Annotated in this window: 19 protein-coding genes; 12 read left to right on the top strand and 7 right to left on the bottom strand. The window is 44.3% G+C overall.

The annotated features are described in order from the left end of the window. Positions 1-73 precede the first annotated feature (73 nt). From QT998_RS16960 to QT998_RS16945, 4 genes are all read right to left on the bottom strand, one after another. A complete protein-coding gene (locus QT998_RS16960) occupies positions 74-1,051 on the bottom strand; it encodes a hypothetical protein (RefSeq protein ID WP_333115851.1) in 978 nt (325 codons plus the stop codon). A 57-nt stretch (positions 1,052-1,108) separates the two neighbouring features. Next, on the bottom strand, positions 1,109-1,477 hold the full coding sequence (locus tag QT998_RS16955) for a hypothetical protein (RefSeq protein WP_333115848.1): 369 nt from the start codon (positions 1,475-1,477) through the stop codon (positions 1,109-1,111). Between the two features lie 61 nt (positions 1,478-1,538). Next, positions 1,539-2,240, bottom strand: a complete 702-nt coding sequence (locus QT998_RS16950; RefSeq protein ID WP_333115845.1) for a hypothetical protein — start codon at positions 2,238-2,240, stop codon at positions 1,539-1,541. Between the two features lie 120 nt (positions 2,241-2,360). Then, positions 2,361-2,627, bottom strand: a complete 267-nt coding sequence (locus tag QT998_RS16945; RefSeq protein ID WP_194068932.1) for a hypothetical protein — start codon at positions 2,625-2,627, stop codon at positions 2,361-2,363. 252 nt (positions 2,628-2,879) lie between these two features. On the opposite strand from QT998_RS16945, the gene QT998_RS16940 reads away from it, so the two are divergent. The 9 genes from QT998_RS16940 to QT998_RS16900 all read left to right on the top strand — a co-directional run bounded on the left by QT998_RS16940 (position 2,880) and on the right by QT998_RS16900 (position 7,064). Next, positions 2,880-3,203, top strand: a complete 324-nt coding sequence (locus QT998_RS16940) for a helix-turn-helix domain-containing protein (RefSeq protein ID WP_172189318.1) — start codon at positions 2,880-2,882, stop codon at positions 3,201-3,203. A 15-nt stretch (positions 3,204-3,218) separates the two neighbouring features. Beyond that, entirely contained in the window at positions 3,219-3,908 is a 690-nt protein-coding gene (locus QT998_RS16935) for an ImmA/IrrE family metallo-endopeptidase (protein WP_333115843.1), read from the top strand. A gap of 62 nt (positions 3,909-3,970) precedes the next feature. Beyond that, on the top strand, positions 3,971-4,210 hold the full coding sequence (locus QT998_RS16930) for a polymorphic toxin type 33 domain-containing protein (protein WP_106147659.1): 240 nt from the start codon (positions 3,971-3,973) through the stop codon (positions 4,208-4,210). A gap of 23 nt (positions 4,211-4,233) precedes the next feature. Then, a complete protein-coding gene (locus QT998_RS16925; protein WP_106147661.1) occupies positions 4,234-4,665 on the top strand; it encodes a DUF4279 domain-containing protein in 432 nt (143 codons plus the stop codon). A gap of 188 nt (positions 4,666-4,853) precedes the next feature. Continuing rightward, positions 4,854-5,696 (top strand): ATP-grasp domain-containing protein, encoded by an 843-nt coding sequence (locus QT998_RS16920; RefSeq protein ID WP_333115840.1) that lies wholly within the window; start codon positions 4,854-4,856, stop codon positions 5,694-5,696. 62 nt (positions 5,697-5,758) lie between these two features. Further along, entirely contained in the window at positions 5,759-5,977 is a 219-nt protein-coding gene (locus tag QT998_RS16915) for a hypothetical protein (RefSeq protein ID WP_333115837.1), read from the top strand. Then, complete coding sequence (locus QT998_RS16910) at positions 5,967-6,368, top strand: type II toxin-antitoxin system RelE/ParE family toxin (RefSeq protein WP_333115834.1); 402 nt, start codon at positions 5,967-5,969, stop codon at positions 6,366-6,368. Before QT998_RS16915 ends, QT998_RS16910 begins: the two co-directional genes overlap by 11 nt. A 25-nt stretch (positions 6,369-6,393) precedes the next feature. Then, positions 6,394-6,807, top strand: a complete 414-nt coding sequence (locus tag QT998_RS16905) for a hypothetical protein (RefSeq protein WP_333115832.1) — start codon at positions 6,394-6,396, stop codon at positions 6,805-6,807. Next, complete coding sequence (locus tag QT998_RS16900) at positions 6,804-7,064, top strand: ParE family toxin-like protein (RefSeq protein ID WP_333115830.1); 261 nt, start codon at positions 6,804-6,806, stop codon at positions 7,062-7,064. The genes QT998_RS16905 and QT998_RS16900 overlap by 4 nt, the downstream gene beginning before the upstream one ends. Before the next feature lie 75 nt (positions 7,065-7,139). Here QT998_RS16900 and argS read toward each other — a convergent pair whose 3' ends face one another. Then, entirely contained in the window at positions 7,140-8,897 is a 1,758-nt protein-coding gene (argS, locus tag QT998_RS16895) for an arginine--tRNA ligase (RefSeq protein WP_333115828.1), read from the bottom strand. A 293-nt stretch (positions 8,898-9,190) separates the two neighbouring features. On the opposite strand from argS, the gene QT998_RS16890 reads away from it, so the two are divergent. The 3 genes from QT998_RS16890 (at position 9,191) to QT998_RS16880 (ending at position 15,932) form a co-directional block, all read left to right on the top strand. Further along, a complete protein-coding gene (locus QT998_RS16890; RefSeq protein WP_194068941.1) occupies positions 9,191-9,586 on the top strand; it encodes a hypothetical protein in 396 nt (131 codons plus the stop codon). An 830-nt stretch (positions 9,587-10,416) separates the two neighbouring features. Continuing rightward, complete coding sequence (locus QT998_RS16885) at positions 10,417-11,808, top strand: malic enzyme-like NAD(P)-binding protein (protein ID WP_333115824.1); 1,392 nt, start codon at positions 10,417-10,419, stop codon at positions 11,806-11,808. A 284-nt stretch (positions 11,809-12,092) separates the two neighbouring features. Continuing rightward, a complete protein-coding gene (locus QT998_RS16880) occupies positions 12,093-15,932 on the top strand; it encodes a PAS domain S-box protein (RefSeq protein ID WP_333115822.1) in 3,840 nt (1,279 codons plus the stop codon). Between the two features lie 83 nt (positions 15,933-16,015). Here QT998_RS16880 and QT998_RS16875 read toward each other — a convergent pair whose 3' ends face one another. Beyond that, on the bottom strand, positions 16,016-16,498 hold the full coding sequence (locus tag QT998_RS16875) for a GNAT family N-acetyltransferase (protein WP_333088730.1): 483 nt from the start codon (positions 16,496-16,498) through the stop codon (positions 16,016-16,018). Between the two features lie 91 nt (positions 16,499-16,589). Next, positions 16,590-17,180, bottom strand: a complete 591-nt coding sequence (locus QT998_RS16870; protein WP_333088732.1) for a tRNA-(ms[2]io[6]A)-hydroxylase — start codon at positions 17,178-17,180, stop codon at positions 16,590-16,592. Between the last annotated feature and the right edge of the window lie 114 nt (positions 17,181-17,294).

Below are 17,294 nucleotides of genomic sequence, written 5' to 3'. Positions count from 1 at the left end.
TCAATTCTAATTCTTAGTCTCGCGTTGCGCGGACTTCGTTTGTGTAGGATCGGTTTCAACCGCCGAGTAATCTTTAAGATTTGCTCGCAAAAGCTTTCATTGCCAAATCTTGCGCTTGCTTTATCGTAGCTTGCAGTTGCGCGGAAATCTCAGCAATTTGTTCAGTTTGCCGCGCAATTGTCTGCTGTAAAGATTGCACTTTCAACTCATATCCCTGCTTGCTTCCTTCCCATTCCTTGTCCGCTAAATCTGCCTTGACTTTAGCTTCGCGGGAAACTTCTTGAATAGCTTCTTCTTTGGCTTTCATATAAGCCTGTTTGAGTTCTTCTTCAAATCCAGCGGCTTTCCTTTGATTCTCTTCAAACTCCGCTTGATTGTCGCTGAGGACTTTTTCTCTTTCCGCCCAGTTTTTGTCTTTTTCGCGGGTAGATTCTTGCAATTCCCGTTCTAGTTTGCGCTTCGTTTCTTCGTATTCGTCGGTTTCAATTTTGCGGTCGCGTTGCAATTCGTATTGATAATCGGCTGTTTCCTGCTGGCGCTGTTTAGTTGTGAGTGCAGTTTGTTCTTGAAATGCTGCATCAAATTCTTGCTGTTCTTTTTCCCAAATCTTGCGCTTTTGGGTTGTATCTTTTTCCAATACTTCGCGCTGATTGGCGGCGTTTTGTTCGAGGAGCGTCAGTTTTTCCCGGTGCTCTTGAGTTAAAATGTGGAGAGCGTCTGCTACAACTCTAACTTGCTGCAACTCTTGCAATTGTTCGGCTTCAATTTCGATCGCCCGTTTTAATTCATCTAATTTTGCAGATTCCGCCTTCAGTTTTTCCGAAAGTCCGCTGGTGATGCTGCCGAAATCTAATTGCAAGTCTGCCAAGCCTTTAACAATGCTATCGATTGTGTAGGTAGAAGCAACTTCTAGGAGTTGTTTGCTTTTGGCTTTTTCGGCTGACTGTTCCTTAGTTTCGACTTTAGATTCAATCTTTTTTTTGTCTGCTAAAATCTGCTGAAAATTTTGCAAAATCTTGGTTTTGCTATCTTTGGCTGTTGCTAGTGTCATAAGGTTTGTTGCTCCTGATTCAAATTTTTGCAGGGTTGGCTTGTGAGACGTTTTTAGCTATTCTAATTTCCGCAGTTGGCTGAGAATAGCTCGGTATTCTTTGGCTGCATTCGGTGGAAAGTCGGGATAATTGCTGTCTAGAGATTTGAGAATTTTTTGACAGCGATCGCACCGATTGCTTTGCCAGCATTCGCACTCCTCAACTATACTTAAAAGCGTGTTTTTTAGCAGTTGATTTTCCGAAAGCAAAGCTCGGTAATTCCGCCGGATAGATTCGGCAACTACAGTCATGTGCTGGAAGTCTTCGGTAAGACTTTCGATGTCGTTGACTGTATCATCCCGAATGCGATCGAGCATCTCGAAATTCTCTATCAAACGGCTTTCTTGCAGGTTTGGTTTGGTTTTAATTTTAGTGACTTTTTTCATTTTACTCTTCGTTGTCACAGTTACGGAAAAAGCGCGATTAAATCGCGCCTTTTCCACAAAATTAGAACAAGTCAGCAGTTGCTCTATCTTCCGCTGACGGTAGCGACATACCGCCGTTAGAATTCAAAGCAATAGCATCGCTTTCACCGCTAGTGTGAGCGGCCATCAAGGACGCAACTTGTGCTGCTGGTAGGTTATCTAAACAGATCATAGCCCTGGTTCCTTCTAAGTCAATCATCCGCGATTGATTGCTCGGATCGGACAAAACTGCTGCGGCTTGATCGATAACTGCCCAGTCTTTTCGCTCCATCCACGACCATTTTAAACTGTAGTAATTGATTGGTTTTACTACTCCGCTGTCGTCTGGTTTTTGACCGGAATGTTTGACGAATTCGGGAACAAAGATTCCGGTTGCCGGCTCTACGCCGCGTGATTGAACTGATGCGACTAAACGGTTAAAATCGTTTAAACTGCGGTTTTTGATGTATGTCACCATGACAACTCCTTGGGGGAGTTCGCCTGTTTCTGCGACGAACCAAAGTTGACCCCAAAGTGTGTGGGAAGTTTGACCGAGGGAACCAAAAAATTTGGCAAATTTGAGGATGGTGATCGAACACTTGGAACCGTAATCGGTATCGCCGATCGCCCATTGGCCGCTTTGGCAATTGTTGCGGACTGCGATCGGGATTTCTGGTACTAGCAAAGCGTTGCTCGGTTTGGCTCCAAATACTGAAAATGTAGGTCTTTCTTTTGTAGTAGTCATTGTTGTTTTTCCTTAGTTCTTTATTGATTTACAGACAATTAAGAATTGGTAATTGGGAATTGGTAATTGGCTAATTCTCCCCCTCTCCCCATCTCCCCATCTCTCCATCTCCCCTTCCGATTACCGAATGAGATGTGTTGTAGCTTTTGGTTCTGGATATTTGTACTCCAGCATCGCCTCTTGTTGAGCTTTGATAATCCGCAGGGCGGTGAGCAAATGCTCTAAGGTTTCTAGGTGGGCTGGGGTGAAGTGGATGCTGAAGCCTTCGCCATCCCGCGCGTAGCCCGGACAAACCAGTGAGGCTGAGCTTTGTTCTTCGTGGGTGGCGATGTATAGCCAGTCATCGTCTTCGAGCTTGTAATGCGTGTCTGTCCAGGTTCTCAGCATTTGCTATCTGTTCCTCCTTATTTGCTGCGTACAAGGGTTTAGATCCGGGTGGCGATCGCTCCTTTCAAGTTTGTAGCGCTATATATAGCGTGTTTTTTAGATTATTTCCACTTTTTACCACAACAGTGTGGCAAAAAGAGTTGACTAAAGCGTCAACTAAATTCATGGTAACGTATGTTGATTTTCCCGTCAAGTATTTTGTTGAAGTTTTCATCAAAACAGGCTAGAATGCTTGTCAGGAGGCGAAAAACCGTGGAACAAACATTTGGAAGACTGATCCGTCAAGCTCGCAAGGATAAGGCTTACTCACAACGTGAGCTTGCTGCTATGCTAAGTGTGGATTTTACTTATTTGTCGAAGTTGGAGAACGATCGCGCCGATTACGCGCCAAAAGAGGACGTAATTCGAGCATTGGCGCGGAATCTCGATATCAACGAAGAGGAATTGATTTTTTTGGCGGGGAGACTGCCTCAGCAGTACGAAGCGCTGCTGAAGCAAAATCCGAAGGAAATGCAGGCTCTTTTCCGCCGGATGCAAGAAAATCCAGATTGGCTCAAACAATCTTTTGAAGCGTAAGAGAGGCCCCTGATAGTGAGTATTTTTAAACCGTATTGCTTCTATCCCAAAGAATCGATCGAGCGTTTGGCAAATGACATCCTGATGCAGATGCAGAAAACGCAAAAGTTTGCTCCGAAATGGCCTTTTGAAGCGACGACGGTTGCTGATTTTCTGGATTTGGGCGTAGTTTGGGACTACATTGAGCCGGATGAAGAAGGTGCGATCGCCGCCAGGATTTTACCCCAGCAGCGGTTAATCGAAATCAACGAATTGATTCTCGAAAAACCGCCGGGGTTCATCGAATCGACGATCGCCCACGAAATCGGCCACTGGATGCTGCACGTCAATCAAGACGAAGCAGACGGCACTGTGGAACAGTTAGAACTCAATTTGGGCGATCGAGAAAAAACAGCGTCTGATGTCGAAGAACCGTTTGTCTGTCGGGGTGCGATCGCGAATACCAAAATTGCGTCGATCGAATGGCAAGCCCAATATTTTGCAAGCTGTTTGTTAATGCCCCGAGTTGTTTTGGAAGATAAAAGACAGGGACGCGATTTAACAAAATGGTCGCACTTATACAAAATGAGAGATGAATTGGGAGTCAGTATTTCCAATTTGACCAACCGCTTGCAAGAATTCGATTGGATTTACATTCCCAAGGGAACGCGCGAGATTTATGCCGGGAAAGATGCGGCAAACGGGCAGCAGCGGTTGTTTGGATAAAATTTGATTCAATTTGAGGTTTGAGAGAAATGTTCAAACCTCAGCTTTTTTTGGTGTAAGGAATAGCGGAAATAATATCAGGGAATAGTGCAGAAGAGCGAAACTGGAGACAAGACAAGCTGCTTACCAAGCAGGAGATTGAGAGATTGAAAACAGGAGAAATTGACATACACGAAATCAAAAATGAAGAAAATGCCTCTAAAAAAGACCTTTACAAAGACAGAGATGGAAACATATATGTCAAACCTAAAGGCGGTATGAGTCCGGGCGAACCAACAGATATAAACATTAATGATTTCTAATCATATTAAACAGGAGTTTGAGGATGGAATCAGAGATTTACGCTTATTTTGCCTTAATTGGAACTGACTTATCTCCAGAAGAGGTAACAGAAAAAGTCGGCATAAAACCAAGTAAAACTTGGAAAATTGGCGATTTAATTCACTCAAAGGCTACTATCCGCAAAAAGTACAATGGCTGGAGAGTAGATTCTCAACTTAGCAAGTCGGACGACTTAGAATCTCACATTAAATCTGTGATGGAACAACTTCAACCGGGATGGCTATCTTTGGTAGAGTTGTGTAAGCATTGTAAAGTCGAGATTTCTTGCGTCATTTATTACAGAAGTGGCAGCATCCCAGCGATTCATTTTGATAAATATATTGTTGAAAAAGTACATCAATTGAATGCGGCAATTGATGTAGATTTTTATGTTTTGCCAGAGGAGACTGCCTCGGATGAAGCAGTAGCAGCATGAGGGGTATAGGGTTGTTCTGCAAAGAGCGATCGCCCTTTTAGTCTCATTGCTTCCTCCTGTGGTACAGTATGAATGAAAAAAATCAAGGCTTACGCATGGTGGCTAGAAACCGGGTTTCTACGAGTTTTAAGAAACCGGGTTTCTGAGGTCAGGGCGCGTAAGTCCTAAAAATTTATCCTGTTCAAATTATGCTAACCAATATTGAAATCCTGCTGGCAGCTTGTGAGGAATTAAATATCCCTTGCGAAATCCTGCATCCTACCCAAAACTTGATTAGAATCAAACATGGCGGCGAAGAATATTATTTTGTCAATTACATGACGCCATTTAACAGCGCGTCAGCAGCAGAGATTTTTAAAGACAAAGAATATACCTATCAAATCTTAAACGGCAAGATAAATACTCCCAAAACTCTCGGTTTTGTCTCGCCTCACTGCGAGGAGAAGTATAAAAAATATTTAACTTTCCCAGATATTGAATCAATAGTTTTAGAAGTAAATAAAATATTTGCTTTTCCAGTTATTCTCAAAAGAAATCGCGGTGCTGGTGGCAACAATGTTTTTTTGTGTAAAACTATAGAGCAAATTAAAGCAGCTCTAGAAATTATATTTAATGTCAACAGCAAAGATTATGACTATGTGGCACTAGCTCAAGAATATATCGAAATTGCCCACGAATATCGGGCTGTATTCTGCAAACAAAAGCTAGTTTTGCTGTACGAGAAAGACAAATCTCAGGCTGAATTTGCGGGGAATTTAAGCCCGCTGCACTGGGAAGGTGCAAAAGCTAAACATATAATTAATCCTGCTCTCATGTCGGAGATTGAAGATTTTGTTAAACCTGTTTTTGATGAAATGGCAATTAATTATGCTGGGCTTGACATTGCGCTAGATAAAAACGGACAATATTGGTTGATTGAAATTAACTCAAGTCCCAATTACGATATTTTTGTGAGAGATAACGATCGCCAAATTGTGGTAACAATGTTTAAAGGTCTTCTGGAGAGCTTGATTTTTAACAAAAAGCCGTAAATGCTCGATTTGAGGAATGCGCTACAATTTACTAAATCCAACTTTTAAAAAAAGTAAAACCAATGACAGCACAAGTGTTAGAACTAGAAGGGACGTGGGAAGAAATTCTAGCGCAAGCAGCAAACTTTGCTGGACGCAGAGTCCGCATCATCGTTCTTGCTAACGAAGATGAAGAAGCACTCCCATCTCCAGAAGAAAGTTTTCGACAAGCATGGCTAGAAATAAAGACAGGAAAAACTAGACCTGTATCAGAACTGTGGGATGGAATTGATGCAGAGTAAATCTCCTTCAATTAATGTGTACTTTGCCGATGAATTTAAGCGCAATTTACGCATACTTTCCAAAAAGTACCGCCACATTCGCTCTGACGTTCAGCCGATTGTCGAACAACTTCAAGCTGGAGAATTGCCGGGAAATCGAATACCGGGAATTAATGATATTGTCTTTAAGGTGCGTGTCAAAAACAGCGATATCAAAAAGGGCAAAAGTGCTGGGTATCGACTAATATATTACGTTCTGATGCCTACAGCAATCTTTTTGATGAGTATTTATGCAAAATCAGAACAAGTGGATATTTCAGTAGAGCAAATTCTACAAATTATTAGCCAGTTGAATGATGCCACTATTCCTGAAGAAATACAAGATGAAGAGGATAGCGATCGTCCGTCCTGACGGTTAAGAATCAAAATAAAAAAAAATGACATCACAAATGTTAGAACTAGAGGGAACTTGGGAAGAAGTTCTTACTTATGCTTCAGAATTTTCGGGTCGCCGAGTTCGCGTTATTGTTCTTGCTGACGAGGAACCGCTGAAGTCAGCCGAAGATTGTTTTCGTCAAGGATGGCACGAAGCAATGACAGGAGAGACTGTACCGCTTTCTGAACTGTGGGAAGGTATTGATGCAGCGATCGACATGATGGAGTCTCTGCCAGAAACTTTACAGCAGCGAGTAGCAGAATACTTGAAAGAGTATATCGAAGACTTAAAAGATGAGCTTCGATGGGACGAATCTTTCCAGAAAACGCAACCGCAACTTGTGGCTGCTGCCCAACGCGCAAAACAAGAAATTGCTGAAGGAAAGGCACAGGAAATGAAACTGAATGAGTTATGAAATCTGCTACCCTTCCTTCTTTTTGGGAAAACTACAATTCTCTTGACATTAGAGTAAAAGAGCAAGCTAGAAAAGCTTATAGTTTCTGGCTGGAAAATCCCTTTCATCGATATTTGTACTTCAAGTGTATCAACCAAGAAGACAATATCTGGTCTGTGAGAATAACGCGGAGCTATCGAGCAGTAGGGATTTTACAAGGAGATACAGTGACATGGTTTTGGATTGGGAAACACGATGATTACGAACGCTTTTTTTAGTATGAATCAGCCAATATCTGCTCAAGTCATCTCTTCAAAAAGGCGATCGCTCTTTCTCGATCGGCGGTGAAAAATTTACATCCTTTCCAATACCTGAATCCCTAACAATCCTAACCCCAACTTCAAAGTCCTCGCCGTCAAATCGCACAAAATCAACCGCGAAGTCCGCAGCGGTTCCTCGGCTTTCAATACCGGACATTGCTCAAAAAATTGATTGAACTTTTGACTTAATTCAAACAAATACTGACAAATTCGATTCGGTAACAAGTCGCCGCCCACAGCATTTATAACTTCATTGAACTGTAATAAATGCTTTGCCAATACTAACTCGGCATCTGACTGCAAAATTACTTTTGCACCAGCATCTAAGTTGTCAAAATCAATCTCTCCTTTGCGGCGAATGCCCTGGACGCGCACGTAAGCATACAGCATATAAGGTGCGGTATTTCCTTGCAATGCGAGCATTTTGTCGTAACTAAATACATAGTTGCTGGCGCGATTTTGACTTAAATCGGCATACTTAACTGCACTCAAACCAACTACGTGAGCTACGTTAGCTATAAACTCTTCAGTTTCCTGTCTTTCTTCTTTGACTAATATCTCTTCCAAATTTTTGCGGGCGCGGACGATCGCCTCATCGAGCAAATCCTGCAAGCGCACAGCTTCTCCTGAACGGGTTTTTAATCTTTTGCCTTCTTCTCCTAAGACTAAACCGAAGGGAACGTGGACAATTTCGACATCTTCGGGAATCCAACCGGCTTTTCTGGCTACGGCAAATACTTGGGCAAAATGGTTGGCTTGTCCTGAATCTGTGACGTAAATGATGCGCTTTGCATTGTCGTTTTGGATGCGGTAGCGGATGGCTGCTAAATCTGTTGTGGCGTAATTGTAGCCGCCGTCGGTTTTCTGGACAATTAGCGGCAGGGGTTCGCCTTCTTTGTTGGTAAAACCTTCTACAAATACGCATTTTGCGCCGTCGCTTTCTACTAACAAACCTAAGTTTGTTAAATCTTCGACTACTGCGGGTAATAATGGATTGTAAAAGGATTCGCCGCGTTCGGTTAATTTGATATCGAGCAAGTCGTAGATTACTTGGAATTCGCGGCGGGATTGATCGCACAGCAGTTTCCAAGCGCGGCGGGTGTCTTCTGCGCCTGCTTGCAGTTTTACTACTTCTTGGCGGGCGGTTTCTTTGAAGGTTTCGTCTGCGTCGAAGCGCTGTTTTGCTTGGCGGTAAAATGCCACTAAATCGCCTAAATCTAGAGCGTCAGCGGTTGTTAATGCTTCGGGGTGAACTTCGCGCAAGTAGGCGATCAGCATCCCGAATTGGGTGCCCCAGTCGCCGATGTGGTTGATTCTGAGTACGTCGTGGCCTTGAAATTTGAGGATGCGGGCGATCGCATCTCCGATGATTGTCGATCGCAAGTGTCCGACGTGCATTTCTTTGGCGATATTCGGACTGGAAAAGTCGATCGCCACTCTCTGAGGCGTTTTCGCCGGTTCAATCCCCAAACGGGTGTCGGCGGCGATCGCACTTATTTGCGCTTCCAAATACGCCGGTTTCAGCTTCAAATTGATAAAACCGGGGCCGGCGATTTCTGGGGTTTCGCAGATGTCGGCGATGTCGAGATTTTCGATGATTGTAGAGGCGATCGCCCGCGGGGGCTTGCCTAACTTTTTGCCCAAACTCATCGCTGCATTGCACTGAAAGTCCCCAAACTTGGGGTTTCCCGCAGCGGCTAGCATCGGATCTGTACCCGCATAACTCTCGCCGAATGCGGAGGTGAAGGCTTTTTCAAATCTGGTTTTTAACTGTTGGGCGATCGAGTTCATCTTTAATATTTTGATTGGATATTTATTTTAAACGCTAGGGGTTGAGGTCGATCGCAACTTTTAGCTTTACTGCTGGGGGGATTTCCCCCTCGATAATATTTTCTATCCTGACCTCAATCACAGCGTTTCGTATCTTAGACTACAGATTATCACAATGCCGATCGCCAAACAAACCTGTCAAGATCACATATAGTCAACGATCGCGATCGCTAAATAATTTTGTTAAATCGCTTACATTAAGGTATGTTAAAATTTTTTCAATGCTCCCAAAAATCCTACGAAAGGAAGTAGTTATGTTATCTCAACCTGTTTTTGGCGATCGTTCTCTGACACAAGCCTTCGATCGAGCAGTAATCGATCGCTTCGATGAGCCTCTGAGTCTTTCAACTCAAGCACTATTAGAAGATTGCACCCTCGGCTTCGCCACTTGTCCCGAAGGAGTCAAAACCTTTTTCATCATCGCGCCGAGTCTGGATGTAGCAGACGAACTAATTCAAAGAATCGACAGTATTTTAGATCGAGTTGTCGAACTCATGGCTGGAGTCAGACAAGTTGGCCTGTGCATCTTTCCCACCGACAGCGAAGACGAGCAACCTGTCGAACTCCCAAACTCCGAAAAAGTTCCCCCCGATTGTATTGCTTGCAAATTCTTTACTGTTATTTGTGCGGATGCTGCGAACGATCGCTAAAATTGACAGTTAGCAACCAGCAAATCGCTGCGATCTGCCCAAGCTGTGCAGCGTGCAGGCATCGCATAGATTGCTTGTTAGTTCAGTTGCTGGAATCTAGAGGGCAAATCGTGCAGGTAATTCGATCGAAATCAACATTTCACTCGCTATAAAAGAGTGTTAAACAAGTCGGGAAAATTAATATATAAAAGGCTCGCTTGTCAGTCGCTCTGATTTTTACCTGCAGGCTCAAACAGCCGTGCATCTACTTTTTAGCTCCACCATCAAAGCCGCTAAAACGCCGCATAAAATTTCCGGGTGTCTCGCTTCAAAAGACAGTTGAGAGTTAGTAGAGCCTTTCGATCTCTCCTATGAGGTATAGGGCATAGGCCAAACCGGGCATAGGGCATAGGGCGTACCTCACCACGCGATATATCGTTAGTAGTTAGTAGGGTGCGTCAGTCCCGATTTTTGACACAATTCAAACACTTTGAAACTGACGCACCTTACGGCGATATATCGCTAGTAGTTCGTAAGCTGTTGTGCATTTAAATTGTAGATTTTGATGACAATCAAAAATTGTCAAATTCTCTCCCCCGATCCCCCTCTCCCCCTCAATTGCCATACACAATCTATATGAGCAACAGCTTAGGGTGCGTCAGTCCCGATTTTTGACACAATTCAAACAGGTTGAAACTGACGCACCCTACGGCGATATATCGTGCGATCGCTCTGCCGCGATCGGAGAATTTGTTAAAAATTTAAGTTGAAAATTTTAATTATTAAATTTTATGTCTAACATGGGCGATAAAATCTAAGATTGAAATTCTCAAATCTCAAATTAAGCCATCATGGTAAAACTGACACCGAACCCCAGCTTTAGTTTAACGATTCGCGTTGCTCTGCCGAACCAGCCGGGAATGCTCGCTAGCGTCACCAGCGCGATCGCCTCTGTCGGCGGCAACTTCGGAGAAATCGACTCGATCGAGCAAACCCGCGCCACTACAGTTCGCGATATCACCGTCGATGCTTCGAGCACCGAGCACGCCGAAGAAATAGTCCAAGCCGTGAAAGCGCTACCGGATATCAAAGTGCTCGACGTGTACGATCGCACTTTCCACTTGCACCGAGGCGGAAAAATCAGCGTAGAAAGCAAAATTTCCCTCAAACGCCAGTCTGATTTGGCAATGGCCTACACCCCCGGAGTCGCCCGCATTTGTACTGCGATCGCCAAGGATCCGCAACAAGTTTACAACCTCACAATCAAACAAAATACTGTTGCCATTGTTACCGACGGCAGCGCAGTTTTAGGACTGGGAAACCTGGGGCCAGAGGCCGCCCTGCCGGTCATGGAAGGCAAAGCTATGCTGTTTAAAGAATTTGCCGGAATTGATGCCTTTCCTATCTGTTTGAATACTCAAGATACCGAAGAAATTATTCGCACGGTGCAGAATATTGCCCCGGTTTTTGGGGGAGTGAATCTCGAAGATATTTCTTCTCCCCGCTGTTTTGAAATCGAAGCAAGATTGCGGGAAACTTTAGATATTCCAATTTTTCACGACGACCAGCACGGCACTGCAATTGTCAGTTTGGCAGCACTAATTAATGCCTTGAAAATTGTCAAAAAAACCCTCGCCCAAGTGTGTATCGTGATTAACGGTGCCGGTGCGGCCGGAGTCGCGATCGCCCGCTTGTTGCGCCAAGCAGGTGCCGAAAATATCATCATGTGCGACTCCAAAGGTATCCTCTCCAAAGACCGCACGGACATGAACCCAGAAAAACTAGAATTTGCTGTGGCCAAGGGCGGTACTTTGGCAGATGCGATCGCCGGTGCGGATGTATTTTTAGGCGTTAGCGCCCCCGGCGTGCTGACGCGATCGATGGTGCAATCGATGGCCGAGAATCCGATTGTTTTTGCAATGGCAAATCCCATTCCCGAAATTCAGCCAGAATTAATTATGGAAGATGCCGCGATTATTGCTACCGGACGCAGCGACTACCCAAATCAAATTAACAATGTTTTGGCATTTCCGGGGATATTTCGAGGTGCTTTGGACTGCAAAGCTAGCACGATTACGACCAGTATGTATTTGGGTGCAGCTTACGCGATCGCCTCTTTAGTCAGCTCTTCTCAACTTGACAAAGAACATATTATACCATCTGTTTTTGACGAAAGAGTTGCGATAGCAGTCGCCGATGCAGTGCAGTTGGCCGCCCGCGCCGAAGGTATCGCCCGCGATTAATTGAACGAAGTTCCGCAACGGATTCGATCGCAGATTTAACTGATGTAACGCATAGAGGGAAGTTCGGCTTTCTTGGTCGAACTTCCTTACCGAGTTATAAAAGTTACAATAAACTAGATAATAAAGATATAATTGAATCGGAGCGTCTCTGTTTTACATTTAGAGTGCTGTCCCGGCTCGCGAGTTTTACAATGAATGCACGCGCGGAACACTCTCAATAAAAAAATGCTTTTTACAAAGCCCCATATGCTCCCAATTGAATCACCCAAGTCTAGCTAAGTCAGATGCAAAGCCAGTTAGGAGAAGACCGGAGCGATCGCAGCAACCGCAACTTATTAGAACTAAGTCCGATCGGGCTAGCATTGTGCCGCGCGGACGGGACTTTTTTGGACGTAAATCCAGCTTTTGCAAGTACGATCGGGCGCACAGTTGCAGAAACTATCAAGCTCAACTACTGGGAAATTCTGCAAACAGATTGCGCTGAAACAAAAAAAGATCGAGAAAATCTTACTAAAAATAGCTCTACGCGATCGTGCGCTGCAGCATATAAACATAAAAATAACTATCTCGTACCCGTGCGAGTTTCCCAGCGGACAATTGAAACAGAAGGAGAGTCCGCGATTTGGTTGAGTGCGGAAGAAATTTTTAATATTCAGAATGACAATAGCGAGCCGCTGGAATCAACAGAACACAGCAATTCAAATCTAGAAAAATTGCTCGCGAAGCAGACTGCTGAACTGGCAAAAACTCAGGAACTACTCCAACAAAAAAACGCCGAACTCAAAGTGGCAAAATCGCAACTGCACCACCACAGTCTGGTTTTAGACCAAATTCGAGAATCGGTGATTTGCACCAATATCGACGGGTATATTACCAGTTGGAATCAAGCCTCCGAAAGGTTATACGGATATCAAGAAGATTGGGTAATCGGAAAGCATATTTCTATAATTTACCCTCCCCAACAGCAGGAATTTTTATTAGAGCAAGTTATCAAACCCCTACAAAAAAAAGGTTTTCACGAAGTAGAAATTATTACCTGTCGCAAGTCTGGAGAACAATTTGAATCGCACCTGTCACTTTCGCTGCTGAAAGACAAGACGGAAGAAGTTATTGGGATGGTTGGCTATTTGACAGATATCAGCTATCGCAAAGTTTTAGAACAAGAATTAGCACAAAAAAAAGCACTGTTCGATAGCTTTTTGCAGGAAGCCCCGGCGGGAATTTGCATTTTTGACTCGCAACTGCGCTACGTGCAAATTAATCAATTTTTAGCACAAATAAATTGCCTCACTGCCGTAGAACACCTCGGCAAGACTCTACGCGAAATATTGCCGCATATGGCTCCAATAGTAGAGCCTTTGTACGAAGAAATATTGAGAACGAAAACTCCCCTCATTAACATTGAGATGAGCCGTGAAAATCCCAGACTGCCCGGGGTTGTGCGACACATGACAGGCTCTTATTTTCCTCTGCTCGATAAAGACGGTGAGGCGATCGGCATCGGTGCACTCGTGATTGACATTAGCGATCGCAAACAAGCAGAAGCAGCACTGGAAAAAAGCGAACAGCTATACCGCACGATGGCAAGCAACATTCCTAACGGTGCGGTGATGCTGTTTGACACAGAAATGCGCTACACCCTGGTAGAAGGTACAGAATTAACAGCAGTGGGGCTTTCCAAAGAATTGATGGAAGGCAAGACAATCTGGGAAGTATTCGAGCCGGATTTTTGCGCTGCTGTCGAGCCAAATTATCGGGCAGCCCTGGCAGGAGAAACAGTTGTAACAGAATTTACTTACCGCGATCGCATCTACCTCGCTTACACTTTGCCAGTCAGAAACCAACGGCAAGAAATCACCGGCGGATTGTTGATGACTCAAAACATTACTGAGCGCCAATTGGCAGAAGAAGCCCTCAAGGAAAGCGAGGAAAAATACAGGTGCATTGTCGAGACAGCCGATGAAGGAATTTGGATAATCGATGCGGAGGGTAAAACTACTTTTGTCAACCAAAAAATGGCCGATATGCTCGGCTGCACCGTAGAGGAGACGATCGGGAAGTCGCTATTTGCTTTCATGGATGCAGAAGGCATCGCGATCGCGCAATTCAATCTGGAGCGCCGCCGTCAAGGAATTAAAGAACAGCACGATTTTAAGTTCCGTCGCCGCGACGGCAGCGACTTGTGGGCGATACTTTCTACTAATCCGTTGTCTGACAAAGAAGGGCGCTATGTCGGGGCTTTGGCAATGGTTGCCGACATTACCGATCGCAAGCAAACAGAAGCCGCACTGCAGCAGTCGGAAGCCAAATTTCGCTCGCTCTACGAATTAACCACTATAGCTGTTTTTATGTCCGATGAAAATAGTATTTACGATGTCAATAACGCCACATTAAAACTATTTGGATATACTTGCAAAGAGCAGTTTATTGGCAATCATCCGGGTAAATTGTCGCCGCCTTTTCAACCCAATGGCAGAGATTCTTCGACATTGGCGAGCGAAATGATGGCGATCGCCTTTGAGCGCGGAAACCACCGTTTTGATTGGCTGCACCAGCGCTCGGACGGTACTGAGTTTCTTGCAGAAGTCGTGCTGACAGCCATCGAAGTGGGAAATCAAAAACATATCCAAGCGGTCGTCCAAGATTTAACCGATCGCCAACTTGCAGAAGACACTTTAGTGCGATCGGAACAAGCCCTGAGACAGCAAGCTCAACGAGAACAACTGTTGAATCAAATTGCCAACCAAATCCGAAATTCTTTGGATTTAGACACAATTTTAGCAACCGCTGTTCAAGAAATTCGCAATCTTATCCAGCTAGATTGGTGCATCTTCATTTGGTATCGCCCCAACAGCAATCCTCCGGTTTGGGAAATAGTTTGCGAAGCGAAGAATGCCGATTTGCCGAGTTTGTTGGGTACTTATGCTGTAGATGACAAATCTAGTGCCGCAGTGCAGCAGATTTTGGGCAGAAAAATTATGCGAGTTGATGATGTTAGCTTGTTTGAAGATGTAGAAGTGCGCGCAATTTTTCAGTTATTTAAAATTAACTCAGTGCTGTCGCTGCCGGTTCATACTGCTTCCGGCGATATAGGCACGATTAGCTGCTATCAGGCTGTGTCAGCGCGCCATTGGAGCGATTCGGAAGTCGAGCTGATGCAAGCGGTAACTGCTCAAATTGCGATCGCGATCGACCACGCAGAATTATACACCCAAACCCGTACAGCGGCTGAATTAGCTAGAGCTCAAACTCAACACCTAGAACAAACTTTGCACCAACTCCAACGCACCCAAACTAAATTAATTCAAAGTGAAAAAATGTCGAGTTTGGGACAGTTAGTAGCAGGTGTCGCCCACGAAATTAACAACCCGGTTAATTTTATCTACGGTAATCTCAGCTACACCAGTGAATACACTCAAAACTTGCTAAAAATTCTGCAACTTTACGAGCAGGAATACCCGCAGCCACCTGTCACAATTTTAGAGGCAAGAGAAGAGTTGGAAATTGATTATCTTATTGAAGATTTACCGAAAATGATATCATCTATGAAACTCGGAGCCGATCGCATCCGCGACATTGTTTTGAGCCTGCGGACTTTCTCAAGACTTGACGAAGCTGAAATGAAACAAGTTGACATTCACGAAGGCATCGAAAGTACGCTGCTGATTTTGCAAAGCCGCCTGAAAAATAAACCCGATCGCCCGCCTATTAATATTGTCAAAGAATACGGTAACTTGCCTTTAGTGGAATGTTATCCCGGTCAGTTAAATCAAGTATTTATGAATTTGTTGACAAATGCGATCGACGCTGTGGAAATGGAAAATGATAATTTCGCTCGCACGGGCAAAAATCTCACAATTACGATTCGTACCGAAGTAACGGAAAATAACTGCGTGGCGATGCGAATAACAGACAGCGGCCCAGGGATGAGCGAAGACGTGCAACAGCGCTTGTTTGACCCATTTTTTACCACAAAACCAGTCGGCAAAGGCACTGGCTTAGGATTGGCAATTTCGCACTCTATTGTCGTAGAAAAACACGGCGGTCAGTTGTCGTGCAATTCTGTAGTGGGAGAAGGTGCCGAATTTGCGATCGAGATTCCGCTGCGGCAAAAAAGAAATTAAAACCCGTAAAATTCCCACAAACTGGGTTTGGGGAAAGAAGGACTAAAGTCCTCACTACGAACTTGGTTTTTTGGACTTGGCTTTTAACTTAAACATTTTACATAAACCCGATCGCACCTTGGCGTTTCCACACCAGTCGTCGGTAAATATCCGCTATTTTCGTACATCTTAACAGCTTCCTTGAGAACGCTAGCCGTTTCGATCCAAATTTCATCAAAGCCGCGAGCCATTATTGTACTTTCTAACTCTTGCAGTAAAAACTTTCCCAAACCTTTTCGCCTTACTGTCGGCAAAATATACATTTTGCGAATTTCTACAGCCTTATTACCGCGTTCAATCGGATAATAAGCGGCCGTACCCACGATTTCTTCTTGCCGTTCTACTACCCAAAATTCTCCACCATTTTTATGATAAAATAATTCGACATCATAGACATCTCGATCTGCCCCGCAAGGCTCACAGTTTAAACCGTACTCTGCTAAAATATTTTTAATTAAATTGAACGCATCCGCCCGATCGCGCGTTTCCCAGGAACGAATCAAAAAATCTAAATGTTGGGTTTTCATGGGTTGTTGAAAATTATACTTATTGGTTTGCTGTAGCAACCGTAAAACTACTGATTATTTGTGCTTTACAGTATAGAAATACACCCAATTTTTAACTGTGAATTCTCGGTTCAGGATAAAGAGTTGCCAGCAAATCACTTTCTAACAATGATAATTCCTCCAGCCGTTCTATCACCAAAGCGCGATCGAAATAAGTTGTTGCTAAAATCCAATATATCCCATAATGGCGCGCTTCCGAAGCCATTAAACTGCGGTAAAACTTAGCTAATTCGGCATCGGGACAACGATCGCCCAACAGCCCCAGCCGTTCGTGACTCCGCGCTTCAATCAAAGCAGAAACCAGCAAAGAATCCAAAAGTCTCTCCGGTTCCTGTTTGCGAATTTGGGCGGACAAACCGGCACCGTAGGGAGGCGCAGCCAAAGGCCCCAAAGCGATACCGCGCTGTTCCAACCGCTGGTTGACTTGCTCGAAATGCTCTAATTCTTCCCTGGCGATCGCTGTTAGCATCCTCACCAACTTTTCCCGCGCTGGATAGCGAAACATTAAATTTAACGCTACTCCCGCCGCTTTCCGCTCGCAGTGAGAATGATCTAACAAAATTGTATCCAAATGGGCGATCGCCTGTTCGATCCAAGCTTCCGAAGTCGGCTGCTTCAAAAACTTAATAGTTGGTAGTGTCATTAGTCAGTTGTTAGTAGTCAGTAGTCATTAGTCATTAGTCATTAGTTGTTGGTTGTTAGTTGTTAGTTGTTAGTTGTTAGTTGGCAACAGTCAACAGTCAACAGTCAACATCAT

The sequence above is a fragment of the Microcoleus sp. S1D4 genome (assembly GCF_036700765.1).
Classification (GTDB): domain Bacteria; phylum Cyanobacteriota; class Cyanobacteriia; order Cyanobacteriales; family Microcoleaceae; genus Microcoleus.
This window is presented reverse-complemented; position numbering and strand designations above follow the sequence as displayed.